20 protein-coding genes are annotated in these 15,918 nt (G+C 46.6%); 16 read left to right on the top strand and 4 right to left on the bottom strand.

The window, feature by feature from the left end; genetic code table 11:
• Together ACTHMC_RS17780 and ACTHMC_RS17775 are read left to right on the top strand one after the other, a co-directional pair.
• A partial coding sequence (locus tag ACTHMC_RS17780) for a hypothetical protein (RefSeq protein ID WP_440415077.1) occupies positions 1–291 on the top strand: 291 nt, incomplete at its 5' end.
• Between the two features lie 310 nt (positions 292–601).
• Positions 602–1,216 carry a hypothetical protein gene (locus tag ACTHMC_RS17775; protein WP_440415075.1) on the top strand — a complete coding sequence of 205 codons (615 nt, stop codon included), beginning with the start codon at positions 602–604 and terminating at the stop codon, positions 1,214–1,216.
• Positions 1,217–1,308: 92 nt separating this feature from the next.
• Here the strand turns inward: ACTHMC_RS17775 and ACTHMC_RS17770 are convergent, their stop codons facing one another.
• Both ACTHMC_RS17770 and ACTHMC_RS17765 read right to left on the bottom strand, forming a co-directional pair.
• Positions 1,309–1,737 (bottom strand): hypothetical protein, encoded by a 429-nt coding sequence (locus tag ACTHMC_RS17770; protein ID WP_440415073.1) that lies wholly within the window; start codon positions 1,735–1,737, stop codon positions 1,309–1,311.
• Positions 1,730–1,936: a hypothetical protein gene (locus ACTHMC_RS17765; protein ID WP_440415072.1), complete on the bottom strand. Its 207-nt coding sequence runs from the start codon at positions 1,934–1,936 to the stop codon at positions 1,730–1,732. Before ACTHMC_RS17765 ends, ACTHMC_RS17770 begins: the two co-directional genes overlap by 8 nt.
• Positions 1,937–1,993: 57 nt before the next feature.
• Between ACTHMC_RS17765 and ACTHMC_RS17760 the strand changes: the two genes are divergently transcribed.
• Positions 1,994–2,863 carry an RteC domain-containing protein gene (locus tag ACTHMC_RS17760; RefSeq protein WP_440415070.1) on the top strand — a complete coding sequence of 290 codons (870 nt, stop codon included), beginning with the start codon at positions 1,994–1,996 and terminating at the stop codon, positions 2,861–2,863.
• A gap of 5 nt (positions 2,864–2,868) precedes the next feature.
• Here the strand turns inward: ACTHMC_RS17760 and ACTHMC_RS17755 are convergent, their stop codons facing one another.
• A complete protein-coding gene (locus tag ACTHMC_RS17755) occupies positions 2,869–3,222 on the bottom strand; it encodes a YegP family protein (RefSeq protein WP_440415068.1) in 354 nt (117 codons plus the stop codon).
• A gap of 97 nt (positions 3,223–3,319) precedes the next feature.
• Positions 3,320–4,150, bottom strand: coding sequence for a hypothetical protein (locus ACTHMC_RS17750; RefSeq protein ID WP_440415067.1), 831 nt, complete (start codon positions 4,148–4,150; stop codon positions 3,320–3,322).
• 384 nt (positions 4,151–4,534) lie between these two features.
• Between ACTHMC_RS17750 and ACTHMC_RS17745 the strand changes: the two genes are divergently transcribed.
• The 13 genes from ACTHMC_RS17745 to ACTHMC_RS17685 all read left to right on the top strand — a co-directional run bounded on the left by ACTHMC_RS17745 (position 4,535) and on the right by ACTHMC_RS17685 (position 15,660).
• Positions 4,535–4,957: a hypothetical protein gene (locus ACTHMC_RS17745; RefSeq protein WP_440415066.1), complete on the top strand. Its 423-nt coding sequence runs from the start codon at positions 4,535–4,537 to the stop codon at positions 4,955–4,957.
• 276 nt (positions 4,958–5,233) lie between these two features.
• Positions 5,234–5,488: a DUF4134 domain-containing protein gene (locus ACTHMC_RS17740; RefSeq protein WP_440415064.1), complete on the top strand. Its 255-nt coding sequence runs from the start codon at positions 5,234–5,236 to the stop codon at positions 5,486–5,488.
• 9 nt (positions 5,489–5,497) lie between these two features.
• The gene (locus tag ACTHMC_RS17735; protein WP_440415063.1) at positions 5,498–5,815 is read left to right on the top strand and encodes a DUF4133 domain-containing protein; all 318 of its coding nucleotides are present in this window, start codon (positions 5,498–5,500) and stop codon (positions 5,813–5,815) included.
• Positions 5,816–5,839: 24 nt separating this feature from the next.
• Positions 5,840–8,275 (top strand): TraG family conjugative transposon ATPase, encoded by a 2,436-nt coding sequence (locus tag ACTHMC_RS17730; protein WP_440415061.1) that lies wholly within the window; start codon positions 5,840–5,842, stop codon positions 8,273–8,275.
• Between the two features lie 32 nt (positions 8,276–8,307).
• Positions 8,308–8,979, top strand: a complete 672-nt coding sequence (locus ACTHMC_RS17725; protein ID WP_440415059.1) for a conjugal transfer protein TraI — start codon at positions 8,308–8,310, stop codon at positions 8,977–8,979.
• A gap of 8 nt (positions 8,980–8,987) precedes the next feature.
• Positions 8,988–9,599, top strand: coding sequence for a hypothetical protein (locus tag ACTHMC_RS17720; RefSeq protein ID WP_440415057.1), 612 nt, complete (start codon positions 8,988–8,990; stop codon positions 9,597–9,599).
• 5 nt (positions 9,600–9,604) lie between these two features.
• Positions 9,605–10,237 (top strand): TerB family tellurite resistance protein, encoded by a 633-nt coding sequence (locus tag ACTHMC_RS17715; protein WP_440415055.1) that lies wholly within the window; start codon positions 9,605–9,607, stop codon positions 10,235–10,237.
• A gap of 55 nt (positions 10,238–10,292) precedes the next feature.
• Positions 10,293–11,408, top strand: a complete 1,116-nt coding sequence (gene traJ, locus ACTHMC_RS17710) for a conjugative transposon protein TraJ (RefSeq protein WP_440415053.1) — start codon at positions 10,293–10,295, stop codon at positions 11,406–11,408.
• Positions 11,409–11,460: 52 nt separating this feature from the next.
• A complete protein-coding gene (traK, locus tag ACTHMC_RS17705) occupies positions 11,461–12,078 on the top strand; it encodes a conjugative transposon protein TraK (protein ID WP_440415052.1) in 618 nt (205 codons plus the stop codon).
• Between the two features lie 2 nt (positions 12,079–12,080).
• Positions 12,081–12,554, top strand: coding sequence for a hypothetical protein (locus ACTHMC_RS17700; protein WP_440415050.1), 474 nt, complete (start codon positions 12,081–12,083; stop codon positions 12,552–12,554).
• Position 12,555: 1 nt separating this feature from the next.
• Entirely contained in the window at positions 12,556–13,815 is a 1,260-nt protein-coding gene (traM, locus tag ACTHMC_RS17695; RefSeq protein ID WP_440415049.1) for a conjugative transposon protein TraM, read from the top strand.
• 33 nt (positions 13,816–13,848) lie between these two features.
• Positions 13,849–14,691 carry a conjugative transposon protein TraN gene (gene traN, locus ACTHMC_RS17690; protein WP_440415047.1) on the top strand — a complete coding sequence of 281 codons (843 nt, stop codon included), beginning with the start codon at positions 13,849–13,851 and terminating at the stop codon, positions 14,689–14,691.
• 48 nt (positions 14,692–14,739) lie between these two features.
• A complete protein-coding gene (locus ACTHMC_RS17685; protein WP_440415045.1) occupies positions 14,740–15,660 on the top strand; it encodes a hypothetical protein in 921 nt (306 codons plus the stop codon).
• Positions 15,661–15,918 lie beyond the last annotated feature (258 nt).

Genomic DNA, 15,918 nt, shown 5'->3' with positions numbered 1-15,918 from the left:
GGCCCCGTCGCAAAGGTTTACAAGCTATCTGACAGGATCATTTACCTGATCAGAGGACTTAATTTTTATTGTAACGGTACACACTGTACGAATTTTAAAGTAATTGCTTTGCAGAAGTTCAATGATCAACGAACTAAAGCTGATTATATAAATTTCCCGGGCGAATATCCTTATGATTTCGATGCAATAGATGTCTTTTTAAGTCAGCAGAATAATGTGCCTAAAATTTATATAGTTAAAAAAGGTCGCCAGGGTAAACAGGTTGATGATTTTGATGTGTTGGATCTGTAGATGTAATTCTTAAAGCTGATCTGTGCCTGAAGTAGTGTCGGCTGGTGTAACTTCTATTTTGAAGCATCTGAGGCCTGAGAAGCTGCGTGGACTGAAATATTTTTCGATTTCTGCAAGGCTAAGGACGAGAGAAAAAAATTGCTTTTTTGCTGTATTTCCGTATTGATTTTCAATAGTTCTGTGTATTGCCGGTTTTTACTGTGTAAGGATTGGGTTTCGTAATTTTAGGATAGACGAGGCGTAGTAACCAGGATGGCTGAAAGAGTATAGTTGAAATGGGGCCACACTATTTACTAATCAATAACCTTGTATGAAACCGATCAAACGCTTATCCTTTCTTCTGGCCCCATGCCTGGCCTGTTTGGCGATGATCACACCGGCTGCGGCTCAAACTGATTCGAGTGCCCGCGATACCTCCATCAGCATTCCGTTTCCAGATCTTCCCATCGAAAACATTCGGGCCATTGGTAATAAGAAAACGGGTACACTCGTTATTTCAATGGACTTTGTCAATAAAGTAAAAGATAAGTTTGTTCAAGTGGCGCTTGATTTTGGTGGGCCTGCCTCATTTGTGTTTGCTACCGAAAAGGGGCCACGTTTCACTGTTCATACGTATTACAATGATCTGTATGAAAAAAATCCCAATGCAAAGTATAGCAAGGTTAAGCATATAAAGTTTGGTGATGATTCTTTATGGCTGGCAACTTCCGTCAGGCAGCAGATTGATACCGGTGAAAGCAGGAAGCTGGTCATTACTTTGCCAGGGTTTGATAAGACAAGTAAAGAGATCCGCGAATTTGCTGTGCACTGTGATTACACAGTACGATATGACAGGAAAGGCACCGGATTCTATAAGATTGCCCATATTCCAATTGTATGGAAGGAAGAAGAAAAGAAAGTGCAGCCTGTTAAGAAGAATAAGTGATCGGTGAAGAGAACTGCTTCCTGGTATAAAAGATGTTTTGCAATATTACAGACATAATGCTGCAATTCCAATGCTGCTTGTTGCACTGTATTCTATTTACCCGCTATGAGTGGTAACAATATTCCCACCAGCGCTTCCAACGTGCGTTTGCTTTCAATATATTCAGCGAGGTTTTCAAAACCAACGGACTGTCCTGTTTGCTGATCATGCAGCTTCGGAGTGATCTCCTGTAAACACTGAAGCTGCCTTCGCAATCTTTCCTGCAGGTGATTAGAGGTCCGCCTATTTTCCTTGATAACACTGAAATGATCATTGGAGCACGGCTCGATTTTCAGGATACCTGAGAGATGATTTGCCAATGCCACACAAGTATTGTCGTAGGCCTGATCCTGCTGTGGTGTGCTAGGACAGTACAGGTGAGCAATAGCGCGGAGAAGTTCCGTAAGGTTGGAAGCGGTGCAAGGAGGTATAATACTGATAATAGTGACAGGGATCTCGCTGGTTTGTTTTGTGTCATGCATAGCTGCAATATTGATCGGCTAATGCTACTGCAAATTCCGTGTCAGGTTCGTGGTTCAGGCACTGCTGTCGAACATTTATTTTGAGCACTCCGCGTAAATTACTTTCCACTGCTATCATTGATGGATCAGGATACAGGCCAGAAAGAAATTTCTTTTTTGCTGTATAAAAATTGCTTTTTTGCTGTATTTCTTTTTCCACTTAGCATAAACTTTGTAGTTGAATCTTTACCAGTTAGTTCAGGTAAAATTCATACATATGAAAAGGGGAGTTGCACAGGATATTGTCGCGTTTTATTCCTCTTCCATCAGTGCCATCGAGAAGCAGGAAACGATACGTGAGGCAGCTGGAGAATCATTGCAAAAGCGTGCTGAGAAAATGATAGATTTTCTCAAAGATATCCTTGTGGATCTTCGTCGTTTTATGGCGCAGTATGATTTCCTGTCCCAGCGGGAAGAAGTGCAATTCTTTAAAGCGCATAATCCGGTGTTGTTGCATTACCTGATATATTATGCAAAAGTTTATACACTGGAGCTACGTACTTCAATCATGAAAGACGAGGAACGCAGGAAAATGCTGAAGAAGGAAAGAAAAGTATTACAATCCTGGACTCATAAAAATGACGGATTCTTCCGTTATGTCAAAAGCGGGGCGACTGATCTGGATGATAAGTATTTTTTGAAAACGAGTGCTGACATGACGTTGATTACCGATCCCGGTCAATGGCTGCTAACCGAGACATTTCTGACTGTGCCCAGCTACCTGGTCGCGGAGCACCTGGCTAATGAAAAGTATGATGCCTACCTGCAAGCTGAACTGAAGTTCAGTCGTCACGATCATGTTGCTGCAAACGGCAATGGGAAAGGTAGTATAGTATGGACAGCTCCAAAGATCGCTGCCGCTGAGATAATTTATGAATTTTATTTCTCCGGCTTTATTAATCAGGGTACCGCACAACTCCGGGAAATTGCTGAGGCCTTTGAAACGATATTCCATATTGACCTGGGCAATCTCTACAGGCATGCAATGGACCTGAAGATCAAAAAAGATCGCCATCAGTATACCCGCAAAATGATGGAAGCTTCCGACCGCGGTTTTGACGCGATGAATGAAGGTTCGGTTGCCTGAAATAGTTAGGTGTGTCGTTGAGAGGTCAATGCAGTAGAATCGACGAGCGAAGCAGCTGGTGCCATCAATTTCAAGGATGCCATACCACTTCGCATTGCAGGGGCGTTAAAAAATCTTTCACTCATACCAAGAATTGTTCCGGCAGGAGATCTCAAAATGAAATAAAACCGGTCACCGGAAGGGCTTAGGCATTCGAAAGCAGCATCCACTGCAACCAGCCTGCGGACGAGCTCAATAGTTGCCAGGCAATCAGACTTCTCAAAGTAGCCGTTGCTATGTAAGATTACCTGTCCGTTGGAGACTTCCAGATTGTATTGAAAATCTCCATTGATCCTTTGGCTGACAGTAAAAGTGGCCATTGATTTCGGTTGAAGACTAAATATACGGATTTTTAGGGGATTCTGGGTAGTTTGCGTTGACAGTTGCGGCTGTAACCGGTCTTTCCTGACCATACAATCATTGCCCGGAGCTATCTGCCTGGACTGGCATCGATTGGCTAACGATGATGGCTTGCCTGGTTGTATCAAAATGTATGGGAATACTGTTAGCCTGCAGGATCTTTACCAGACTGGTTAGTTCTGCTGTCCTGGGCATTGCACCTTCCAGTTGCATCGCAGGAATGGGCCCGTTGATGAGCAGTTGTACGTTATACCATCTGGCGATTTCACGCAATAGTTCTCCTGGATCTGCTTCAGTGAAACGGCCATCGCGCCAGCCTTCGATTAGTTCTCTGTTTGCATGACGCTGTTGCAGCAAGCTATTTTTCAGCACACCATGCTGGCCGGCAGTGATATTACCGGATTGATTGTTCCAGGTGACCGCTACGTTTCTATTGTAGGGGCTGATTTCTACGGCCCCGTCTTCCTCATAGGCTTTGATGTTCACCGACGTGTTCGCTGGTACCGCAATGGAAGCCGCTCCTGTGTTGACTTGCAGCGGAGTGGTAGTGGTCAGGAAGATTTCTCCTTTGAGTGTTAGCTGATCCATTTTACCCGATAATTTCGGGAATGATACCCGGGTGGCTGCGCTTAATATGATCTGGGCACGATCCGGAATGCGGAGCCGAAACAGGCCGCCATAGGGCGTCGTTACGTTGGAGCCGTTCCATTCTGTCAAAGTGTAGCTGGCAGTATCATGCAGGGTAGCAGTCTGCTCATTGATTTCGGCAACATAACTCCCCCGGGGCTGGGCAGTAGTTTTGACAGTATGTTCGGAGAGGGGAGGTGATTGACAGCTGTATACAAACAGGAGCAAACACCCAGTGATAAGGTTTACTGGTGTATTCATAAAAAGTACTTAGGTGACTTGAAATATACGGGATACTAATCAGGCTGGATGGTGCCGGTGTAAGCAGCTCATGCGAATTAAAAAAGTAAGTTACGTTCTTTTTTTAAAATTCATTGCCAGTTTTTCAAAGTAACGCTGCTTTTCGTATTGTGATCAACTTGTGATCCTGATTGTAGGTAGGATAAGTCCGCCGGAACCCTTGCTGTCATTGGCTTCTCAGGGTTTTATCAATTACTTTACTGAACAAATACTGCATTTTTTGAGGTGCTTATGTAGCCAGCAGGCGCAGCGAAAGCTGCGCCTGCTGGCATTTTACGCCCTAAATATTTTTTTTCGGATTGGTAATGCACTGTGAAATGCCCCTTTGTTTTCAAAGCACTTTTGTTGAAACAAACAGCTATGGTAACCTGGTCAACATACTTATCGATTGTAGCAGTGGCACTGCTGGTTTATTACGGTTTTGTAGTCCTGGTATTCTTCAGGAAAGAATTGTTTGGCAGGCTGCGGCCCGTTGCCACCAAAGTTGATACGTCCCGGGTGTTCCTTGCCGCAGAAACCGATCCGGCACCTCCGCCGATACTTGGTATCAGGCCCTTGCTGGACGAAGTTGAAGCCTATGTGCTGCAGGCGGTGGACAGCGAAATGGAGGCCAGTGAATTCATTGAAGGTGTGCGCCGGATAATCGCCAAATACCCGCCTCTGGAAGATCCTGCTGTACAGACTGGCATTGGCCGGCTGGTATTGGAGATGGGAGGTGACCGGTTCGACCTGCATGAAAGCGATCTGGAGCAACTGTGGAGAGTATGATGAAGTAGACCGCCTGCGTGTGCAGGAAACCCAAGTGCAACAATGAATGCAGGTGGTCTTTCCAAATATGTGTAGTTGGTTTTGAGGGTTAGGCAAGCGCCGTACTGTGCACCGTGTGGTATAGGTGTGTAGCGGAGAGTGTGTACAGGCGGCGCTTTTATCGATGCGCATTATAATTATCAATAAAGCAAATGTGAAGTATGAAAACGTGTGTTGTGAACTGCTTTAAGAGCAAGGGATTGCGCCTGTGCGCAGTAATTTTTTATTTAATATAGTTTGTCTGCTGCCGCCCAGGATGGGGTGAAGGGTATCCAGGAAGCAGATACAAAAGTTCGGGGATATTTTGACGTTGGCTGCAACCTCATGTATGCCGTGGGGGCTATCCTGGGATTAATCGGTGCGGTTCGCGTGTACCAGAAATGGTCAGCCGGGCATCCGGATACCGGATCTACTGCGGCAGCCTGGTTCGGATCCTGTGTGTTTTTAGTGGTGGTGGCCACGGTGCTTAAATCGTTTTTCGGAATTGCATAAAAATGGAATATGGCGGGCAGTGTCTATACAATCAATAAAGGGGTGAACAGGAGTATTGAGTTCAAAGGTCTAAAGGCTCAGTATATCTGGTATCTCGGTGGCGGGCTGGTGTTGTTGCTCGTGCTTTTTGCCATCCTGTATGTGGTTGGGATTAACTCCTTTGTTTGCATTCTGATCATTTTCACTGCTGCTTCCTTTTTGTTTTACCACGTTTTCCGGATGAGTAGAAAATATGGTGAGCACGGTATGATGAAAGCCATAGCCCGTCGCAGTATTCCACCGGTGATCCGGTGCAAGTCAAGAAAGTGTTTTGTGAGAAAAGTGTAGTTGTGAAGTTGTAAAACTGTGTGTATGGAAAAGTGGGTGAGTGATATGCTTCCGATCATGGAAGTGGATAGTGATGTTATTGTAAGTAAACAGGGAGATATCACCATTGGATTCAAGGTGATGCTTCCGGAGATCTTTACCAGTTCGACCGTTGATTTCGAGGGCCTGCATCAGGCTTTCGTCAAAGCTATCAAACTCTTACCAAAAGATAGCATATTGCACAAGCAGGACTGGTTTGTAAAAGATAAATACCAACCCCAGCCGGCTTCGGGTGAGGGATTTTTGCAAGCGAGTGCCAACCGGCACTTTAAGGGGCGGAGTTTCCTGAATCACGAATGTTTCCTGCTGCTGACCAGGAAAGCGCCAGGTCGAAAGGCTGCCACTTCTTTGTTCAGTAGTTTACTGCGCCCTTCTTTATTCCCCGATAAAGTATTGAACGCGACTGCCATTCAGGAGTTCGAGGATGTTGCCGGTCAGTTCAGCCGGATCCTTTCTGATAACGGTGTCAGTCTTTCCCGCCTGCGGCAATCAGAGCTACTCAGTACAGAAAAGCGGGCCGGCTTGCTGGAGCGTTACCTGTTCCTGGCAGAGGATCCGGATCAGTTGGTGGTAAAGGACCTGCAGTTCAAGGAAGAGCTGCGCATCGGAGAAAAACACTGTCAGTTGTTTTCCCTGGGCAGCAGTGAAGACCTACCGCACATGTGCGGTAGCAGGCTTACTTACGAGCAGTTTTCCACTGATAAAACCCGCTTCAGTATTGGGTTTGCTACGCCGCTCGGATTGTTGCTGACGTGCAATCATATCTATAACCAGTATATCATCGTCGCAGATGCGCAGGCAACGATGAAGAAAATGGAAAGCAAACGCCTGCGACTGCAATCCCTGGCAGGTTATAGCCGCGAGAATGCGCTTAGCCGTGATGCGGTCAATGATTTCCTAAACGAAGCGATCGCTAGTCAGCGCTTACCGGTCACCGCTCATTTCAACATCCTGACCTGGTCGGAGAGCAAGGAGGAGTTGAAGGAAATACGCAACCAGGTAACCGGTGCGCTGGCACAACTCGATGCAGTGGCCAAACTGGAAACCATTGGTGCTCCGCAGATCTTCTGGGCAGGCATACCGGGCAATGCAGCGGATTTCCCGCAAAATGATACGTTCCTCACGTTTGCAGAACAGGCGTGCTGCTTCCTGAATCTTGAAAGTAATTACCGAAGCGATCCTCCTGCTTCCGGAATCAGGTTCTGTGACCGGCTGACCAACCGACCGGTCTTTGTTGATTTGTTCGACCGTCCACGCCAGCTGGGCATTTCCTCCAACATGGGCATGCTCATATGCGGTACCAGCGGCGGCGGGAAATCAATGACAGCAAACCACATCCTGCATACACTCTACAACCAGGGAGCACATTGTGTAGTTTGTGATATTGGCGGCAGCTACCGCGGACTTTGCGACCTGGTAGGTGGCTATTACTTCGAGTACCGGGAGGACAATCCCATTCAGTTCAATCCTTTTTACCTGCCTCCCGGACAACGCCTGGACACCGAAAAAAAGGAAAGCCTGAAAGCTTTGCTGGTGGCTTTATGGAAGCAGGAGCACGAACAATTTCAGCGCTCCGAATATGTGGCCCTCAGTAATGCGTTGCAGGGATATTACCGAAAGCTCGAAACCGATCCTTCGTTAGCGCCATCGTTCAATACCTTCTATGAGTACCTGCAAAACGATTACTCCACCGAACTGCAGCAGTACAATATCAAAGACCGTGACTTCGACATCAACAACTTCTTGTATGTGCTACGTCCGTACTACAAAGGCGGCGAATTTTCCTTTCTTCTGAATGCAGATGGTAAACATGATATCCTGAATCAGCCATTTGTTGTGGTAGAACTGGACAATTTAAAAGATCATCCTATCCTGTTTCCGGTCGTGGCGCTGGTGCTGGTAGAAATGGTCATCTCCAAGATGCGGCAATTGAAAGGGAAACGCAAATGCTTCATCATCGATGAAGCCTGGAAAGCGATCACACGCAGCTCTATGGCGGAGTTCATCCGGTATGCTTTCAAGACGATGAGAAAATTTGATGGCATCCCGGGTGTGATCACACAGGAGCTCGACGACCTGATCAGTTCCCCAATTATCAAGGACGCAATCATTGCCAATTGCGACGTGAAGATTCTGATGGATATGCGCAAGTTCGTAAACAAGTTTGACCAGTTGCAATCCGTGCTCGGGATGTCAGAAAAAGGCAAAGAAATACTGCTCAGCGTTAACAGGGATATCCGGGAAATCTATGTGGAGATTGGCGGAAAGATCAGTAAGGTGTTTCGCAATGAACTGTGCAGGGAAGAGTACCTCGCTTTTACCACAGAAGGAAAGGAACGTGTACGGGTGTTGGAATATGCAGAACGTCTCGGCAGCATGGAAAAAGGTATCGCGGCCCTGGCGTTGGAACCGGCAGCCTGAAGACTGATTGATCATCCTAAAAATTGTGAGTTATGAAAAAGGGGATTCTTGTATTCCTTTTGTGTGTGGTGGTAACGATTTTCCCTACGCAGCAAAGCCATGCCATAGTCTGGGAAGTAGTTCGCAAAGCCCTGATTGCAGCCATTAAGGCCGCTGATCTGGCTGTACAGCGATTACAGAACAAAACGATCTGGCTGCAGAACGCGCAGAAGGCCGTCGAGAATACGCTGAGCAAATTGAAGCTCGATGAAATCGGTGGCTGGATGGATAAACACCGGGAGCAATACGCGAAGTACTTCGATGAACTCAAACGAGTAAAAGATGCTATCAGTGGCTATCAGAAAGTACGGGACATTATGAAGCAGCAAGTTTCCATTGTGGATGAGTACAAGCAGGCGATCCGCATGTTCCGCAGTGATAAGAATTTTTCTCTCAAAGAAATCGAGTACATGACAGCTGTATTCAACGGCATCATTGACGAGAGCCTGAAGAACATTGATCAGCTGTTCCTGGTGGTCAATTCATTTGCCACGGAAATGAGTGACGGTAAGCGTTTGGAGATTATCAACAGGGTGGCAGCAGCCATCGACGAGAATCTCACTGACCTGCGCATGTTCAATGCCGAAAACATCCAGCTGTCGTTGCAACGGGTCCTGAGTGAGCAGGAACTGAAACGGGTTAAAGCTATTTACGGACTGAAATAAGCATTGCCATGAAAAGCATTCTTCTTGCGCTGTGTATGATGTCTTCCCTGGCTTCCCTGGCCCAAAGCAGGCAAATTAAAATGTACCTGGAACAAATAGCTGCTAACAAAGTATACATCGAGTACCTGCAAAAGGGTTACTCCACAGTAAAGAATGGTCTGGGTGTGCTCAGCTCCATCAAAGCAGGCCACTATTCGCTCGATCAGTTATTCTTTCACGGTTTGGTAGCTATTAATCCCAATGTAAGAAAGTATCCGCGTGTAGCCGATATCATCGTGTTGACAGCCGCCATCAGACAGAAAGGGAAGGAGGTGATGCGGCTGAAGCGTGGCAGTGAACTGTTCATCGCTGGCCATGTGAGTTATGCGCAAGGCGTAATCGATGGCATGAATGATGCCTGCACGGCATTGCTCCGCGATCTGGACGCGCTGCTGGCTCCTGGCAATCTGCAATTGTCGGATGATGAGCGGATCAAACGAATCGACCTGGTCTTTGCGGACGTGACTGATCGTTACCAGTTCATACAATCCTGGTCTGGGGAGATAGCAAAGCTGCTGAACCTGATGAAGCGGGAAAAGCAGGATGTGCGTGTGATGGAAAAGATAACAGGAATAAAATGAAGAGTATGAAAAAGTGTGTGTGGGTGGTTGTGTTTGTCCTGGCCGGAATGCCCGCCAGTCGTGTGTGGGCGCAGGCCCAGGAGCTGCAGCAGCTGGCGCTGAACATTGAGAAGCTGGCTCAGTTCAGGCAGATCCTGGCAGATATGAAAAAGGGATATGAGATCCTTACCAAAGGGTACAATGCTGTCAAAAATATCAGCCAGGGGAATTTCGAGCTCCATAAAGTATTCCTCGACGGATTGATGCAGGTGAGCCCGGCAGTGCGCCAGTACAGGCGTGTTGCTGACATCGTCAATTACCAGGTGTCGCTGGTCAAAGAATACAAACAAGCTTTCAAAAGTTTCAATAGGTCCGGCTCTTTCTCTGCCGGGGAGATGGTGTATATCGGAGGGGTCTATGAAAGACTTTTTGATGCATCGCTGGAGAACCTGGAAGACCTGCTGACGGTACTCACCGCCAACCGGCTCAGGATGAGTGATGAAGAACGGTTGACGGAAATCGATAAGATCTACAACAGCATGGAAGATAAGCTCGTTTTCCTGCGCGACTTCAACAATTCGACCTCCATCCTGAGTTTGCAGCGACGCAAAGAGAAGATCGAGCTCCAGCGGCTCCAGCAGATCAATGGCATCCGGTAACCGATGCGGGTTTGTTGAACTGAAATGTGATTTGTGAGAATGAAAAATGTGGTATATGAGAAGAAGAATCACAGTAGCATGGCTGCTGCTTATAGCGCCTGCTATTGGTTTAGCCCAGACCGGGCAGGGCAATGGCGCTGTAGGTACTTTGAACAGCCTGCATAAAGTGCTTGATGGGATTTACAACAAGCTGATGCCTTTGAGTTCCCAGTTGATCAGCGTGTGTATGGGACTGGCTGGCTTTGGAGCGTTGTGGTACATTGCCTACCGGGTTTGGGGCCATTTGGCGAGGGCCGAGAGCATCGATTTCTACCCCTTATTCAGGCCATTTGTGCTCGGATTCTGTATCCTGAATTTTCCCTTACTGATTAGTCTGATCAATACCGTTATGAAGCCAACAGTGACGGGTACTGCAGGCATGGTCGATAATGCAGACAAGGCGATGGTGACCATGCTGAAGCTGAGGGATTCTGCAATACGTAAATCGGAGGTGTGGGATATGTATGTAGGACCGACTGGTGAAGGCAACAGAGAAAAATGGTACAAGTATACCCATGAAAAGGAATCACCCGGCACACCGCTTCCCAGTGAGAATTTTTTTGAATCCATCGGTAACGATGTCCGGTTTATGATGGCCAAAGTGGGCTACAGTATGCGGTATGTCATCAAGATGGCCATCGCGGAAATACTTCAATTACTTTTTGCCGCAGTGGCCCTCTGCATCAATACCCTGAGAACTTTCAACCTGGTTATCCTGGCCATCATTGGGCCGCTGGTGTTGGGCATTTCGGTGTTCGATGGATTCCAGCACACGATGAAACACTGGCTGGCCAGGTACCTAAATGTATTTCTGTGGTTACCAGTGGCCAATATTTTCGGATCGGTCATGGCTACTATTCAGGTAGAGATGCTCAAAATAGATCTGGGCCAGATTCAGCAGACAGGAGACACCTTCTTTACGTCCACTGATTTGGGGTACATGGTTTTCCTGATCATCGGTATCTACGGATATACTACTGTTCCCACCATTGCTAATCATATCGTATGGGTAACAGGCGCTGATATGCTGACTTCCAGGGTGACCAACGCAGCTGGCAATGTGACCAATATGGCTACTTCAGGAACGGCTGAAGCCCTGAGTAGGATGCACCAGAAAATATCAGGCGGTTAGGATTGTCGTCTGCTGCCGCGCTGATGATTTGTGAGAATGAAAATGTGAGAGTATGTTTCCAAAAGCCAGGAACATTGAGCGTTCCTTCCAATATATACGGTTCTTTACGCTGTTCATTATCCTTGTCTGTTTTTTGATCTGTACTTATTGTTTGTATCAATCTTTCGTGCTTGCCTCTTCTGTGCAGGACAGGATCTATGTGCTATCCGGCGGGAAGGTAATGGAAGCGGTTGCTTCAGGTAAACAGGATAATATTCCTGTTGAGGCAAGAGACCACATTCGCATGTTCCATACTTATTTTTTCTCATTGGATCCAGATGAGAAGGTGATTCTAAGCAATATCACCAAAGCCCTGTACCTGGCGGACGGATCTGCTAAACAGGAGTATACCAACCTCAAAGAAAAGGGTTATTACAACAGTGTGATTGCGGGCAATATCAGTCAAAGCATAGAGATTGACAGCGTAAGCCTGGATGTACAGCAATATCCCTATTACTTCAAGTGCTTCGCTACCCAACTGATTACCCGGTCAACGTCTGTGGTCACGCGCAGCCTGGTCACAGACGGATACTTCAGGAACACCAGTCGCAGTGATAACAATCCGCACGGTTTCCTGATCGAAAGATGGACCATTCTGGAGAACCGAGATGTAAACATTTCAAACCGATAAGTATGTTTCAAATATTCAAGAAGAATAAGGAGCCGTCTCCCGCCTGCAATAGTTGGGTAAAGTTCTTCGCCGCCATCGATAGACGCCAGCGCGGCCTGGCTGATCAGCTCAGCAGGAGGGCTGTAAACTGGCCACGCCGGTATGTTATTATTGGTCTGCTCATCTTCTGTGCTTTGTATGGGATGTTGTCCACCTACCTGGTGTACAAAGGCGTAACCGGAGATAGCGGTGTGCTAAAAGTGGATCCGATCAAAGTGCCGGCTAACATGATCGCTCCGGAAATCATTACCGGACAACCGTCCATGCTGTCAGGCGCTGAGTACAGCCGGTTAGTTACGATAAAAAATTACTTGGACAGTCTGCGAACGGATTCAACTGGCAAAAAACTGTATCAGTCTTTTACCGACGAATATCCAGGAATGGTGGATAGTATTGATCATATCATTTCAATGTATGAGATGAATAAAAACAAGTGAGATGGAAAAGCAAAATGAAGTGAAGCATTCACAGAAGTTTATCCGGTTCAGAAAGCTGTTGTTGATCCTGCCGGTGTTGGTGCTGCCTTTTCTGACATTAGCAGGCTATTCCCTGGGAGTTATTGGGAAGGAGCAACCGGAGGTGCAAAAGGTGACGCGTGGCTTCAATATTAATTTGCCGGATGCCAGGCCATCAGCAGACAGCAACTGGAATAAAATGAAGTTCTATGAGAAAGCAGACGAGGATTCTGCCAGGCGCATGTCCCAGGTAAAGGCTGATCCTTATTATGCAAAGCCCACTGCGCCGGTTTTGGCTGATACTGGCCGCTATAGTGACTCCCGCTTTGGTTATGATCCATATCCGGCCAGCGCACAGCGGAAGGTTGACCAAAATGAAGAGCGCGTCATGAAGAAGTTGGCCGTGCTGGACCAGGAGATGAACAGGACCTCGGCACCTGTCCAGCCATTGACCGGATACCCTACAGCACCTGCAGTAGCTGGAACGGATGTAGACAGGCTGGAAAAGATGATGAATTCAGTAACTGCTGAAGACACCGATCCCGCCCTGCACCAGATCAATGGACTGCTCGATAAAATTCTGGATGTGCAGCATCCGGATCGCATCAGGGATAAAATCCGCGAACAGTCCCTGGAGGAGAAAAAGACAGTATTTCCTGTGTCGGACGGGTCTTCAAGATTGGTGATCACTTCAATGGGAAAGGCAGATACGTCTGGAAAGCTTGTTGTTGCAGGAAGTGGTTTCTACGGTCTTGAATCCACAGACAGAGACGACGTGGCAAGGCCAGCTTTGCGGGCAACCATTGCCAGTGCACAGACATTGGTGAACGGTTCAACAGTGGAGATGATGTTGAATGACGATGCTTATGTTGCCGGTGTACTGATACCCAAACACACCTTTATATACGGAGTAGTGGCTTTGAACGGAGATCGGTTACAGATCAATGTGTCTTCCATTCAATACAGAAAAAGCATTTTCCCAGTGGCGTTATCAGTATATGATCTCGATGGCATGGAGGGGGTTTTCATTCCTGGCTCCATCACGCGCGATGTGTCTAAGCAATCCACTGAACAGGCGATTCAAGGTCTGGGGATCGCATCCCTCGATCCTTCTCTTGGAGCGCAGGCAGCATCTGCTGGTATTGAAGCGGCTAAATCTTTGATTGGTAAGAAAACCCGTCTTGTCCGGGTAAACGTCGGCAAAGGGTACGAGGTATTGCTGTTTGATAAAAATGGTCGTTGATGTAGTTGTTGTTTAATCATAAAAAAGTGATGTATGAAAAAATGTGTATGTTTTTTATGGTCGTTGCTGCTGCTGGCCGGTGTTTCGCCACTTTCAGCACAATCATCCTTAGGTCTTGGCTATAAGGTGAGGTTGATTGATCCATTCAGGATGACTGTGTCTACCAACATGACTACGAATATTGTGTTTCCCTATCAGATCAAAAGTGTTGATCGCGGCAGTGCAGTCATTCTGGCGCAGAAGGCTAACGGGGCAGAGAATGTCTTGCAGATAAAAGCTGCAACGGAGGATTTCAAAGAGAGCAACCTCTCAGTCATAACAGCGGATGGGCAATTGTTTTCTTTTCTAATCAACTATGCCGCCGTTCCTTCTTTTCTCAATTTATCTTTTTACAAGGATTCGTTCTGCAGTCCCGTACAACTGGAAGGCAATACCATGCCTGAGCACGAATTGTTGATGATGTCAGCAGCAGTAAAAGAACAACATACTTTCCTGAAACGGACTGTCCGTAACCTACAGGTAAGGCTCACCCTACGAAAAATCATCTATCATCAGGATATGTTATGGTTCTCTCTGTCTCTCGATAATCAATCCCTCATCAATTATCACCCTGAATACATAAAGTTTTTTGTGCAGGATCGCAAGCGCGCCAAAAGGACGGCGATACAACAAAAGGAGTTGATACCGGTGTTTATTGACACTTTGGTGCCCATTGTCGGCGATCAGAAACGGACGATTGTGATAGGCTTTCCTGCTTTTACCATTAGCCGCAATCAAGAAGTACGCGTAATGATCAGTGAACGTAACGGTGGGCGCAGCCTGGAATTGAATATCAGCCCGAGTTTATTGGGACGCGCGAGATTACTGCAGCTGTAAATCAATAGAGTCCGGATACCAGAATCAATCGGCTTAAAAAATCTACATATGGATGATGAAAAAGCGGCCCATAACGAAAGACAATTCAGCCGCATTGGTATGTCAGAACTGTTTACTGATGAGTTACAGCAGAAATTAAAGGCAGGTCATCAGCGGTTGGAGCACAGTTTCCAGCGGTCCTTTTACGGCATTCCTGCTACCGGCACCGTGTATTTGAGCAAGGGAAAGAGGGATAATGATTATTATATTTCCAGGTTTTCCTTATCGATAGCTCACGAGAAATCCGGTGTAGAGGTCAGCCAAATTTTTAATGTCAACAACAGGAGTAGTTTACAAACGGAAGAACAAAAGAAAAAATGGGAGCAGCAATGGTCGCTACAGCGTGCGTTCAATTTCCTCGCTGGAAGGCCTGTATATGACCGATACGACAAAAGATGGTATCTGATTGATCGGGACGAAAAGTTTCACAATGGTTTGTACGCCAGGCAGTGGTTTGAAGGTATCGACCTGGCAAAAATACTCGCAGCACACAATCTTGTGGACCGTGAAAACGAAGCAAAAATGAACCTGATTAAAAAGGGGCTGGAGCGTGGTGACTTGCAACTGGTGCAGTTTAATACATTGGAAGGAGGCATGGATCCCTATAAGATCGAACTTTCTGTCATTCACGGTTCGTTGCGGATATATGACAAGGAAAACAATCAAGTGATACTCCGAAACAAGGAACATCGATTGGATAACAAGGAACATCGAAAATCAGATGTCGAAGAACTGATAGACAAACTGATTGAAGTCTGCTCAAAAAAAGGCTTTGTGTTGGAACAATCGTGTGCTGAAAGGCTGGGACGTCAACCTGGAGCAAATCTTCAGGAAGAAAACAAGCACAAGTCAGGGGAGACTAAGAAAAACTTTGTGACAAAATTTATAGATCATATCAGGCCGAGAAGACATGGCCGTAAACACGGTTAGACACAGAGTTGCAGCTGAAGGTTGCAATATTAAGGTCCGGTTAGTAGATAGCTGAGACCATGAAGTTGTAAATGTGGAATTATGGAAGTGTTGCGTAAAGACTTCGATGCTGTATGGAACCATGTGGCTGATCTTTTCCTCAATGGGAACGACACGTTGATTGCAAAGTTTGCCGGATCTCCGATTAAAAAAGACAATTACCAGGAACTTTCTGGACTACAAAGCCTGGATTTTATCAGGCATAAACCTGATCAGGCC

Source organism: Pseudobacter sp., from assembly GCF_051955275.1.
Lineage (GTDB): Bacteria > Bacteroidota > Bacteroidia > Chitinophagales > Chitinophagaceae > Pseudobacter.
Note: the sequence above shows the minus strand (reverse complement) of the source record. Positions and strands in the feature narration are given on the sequence as shown.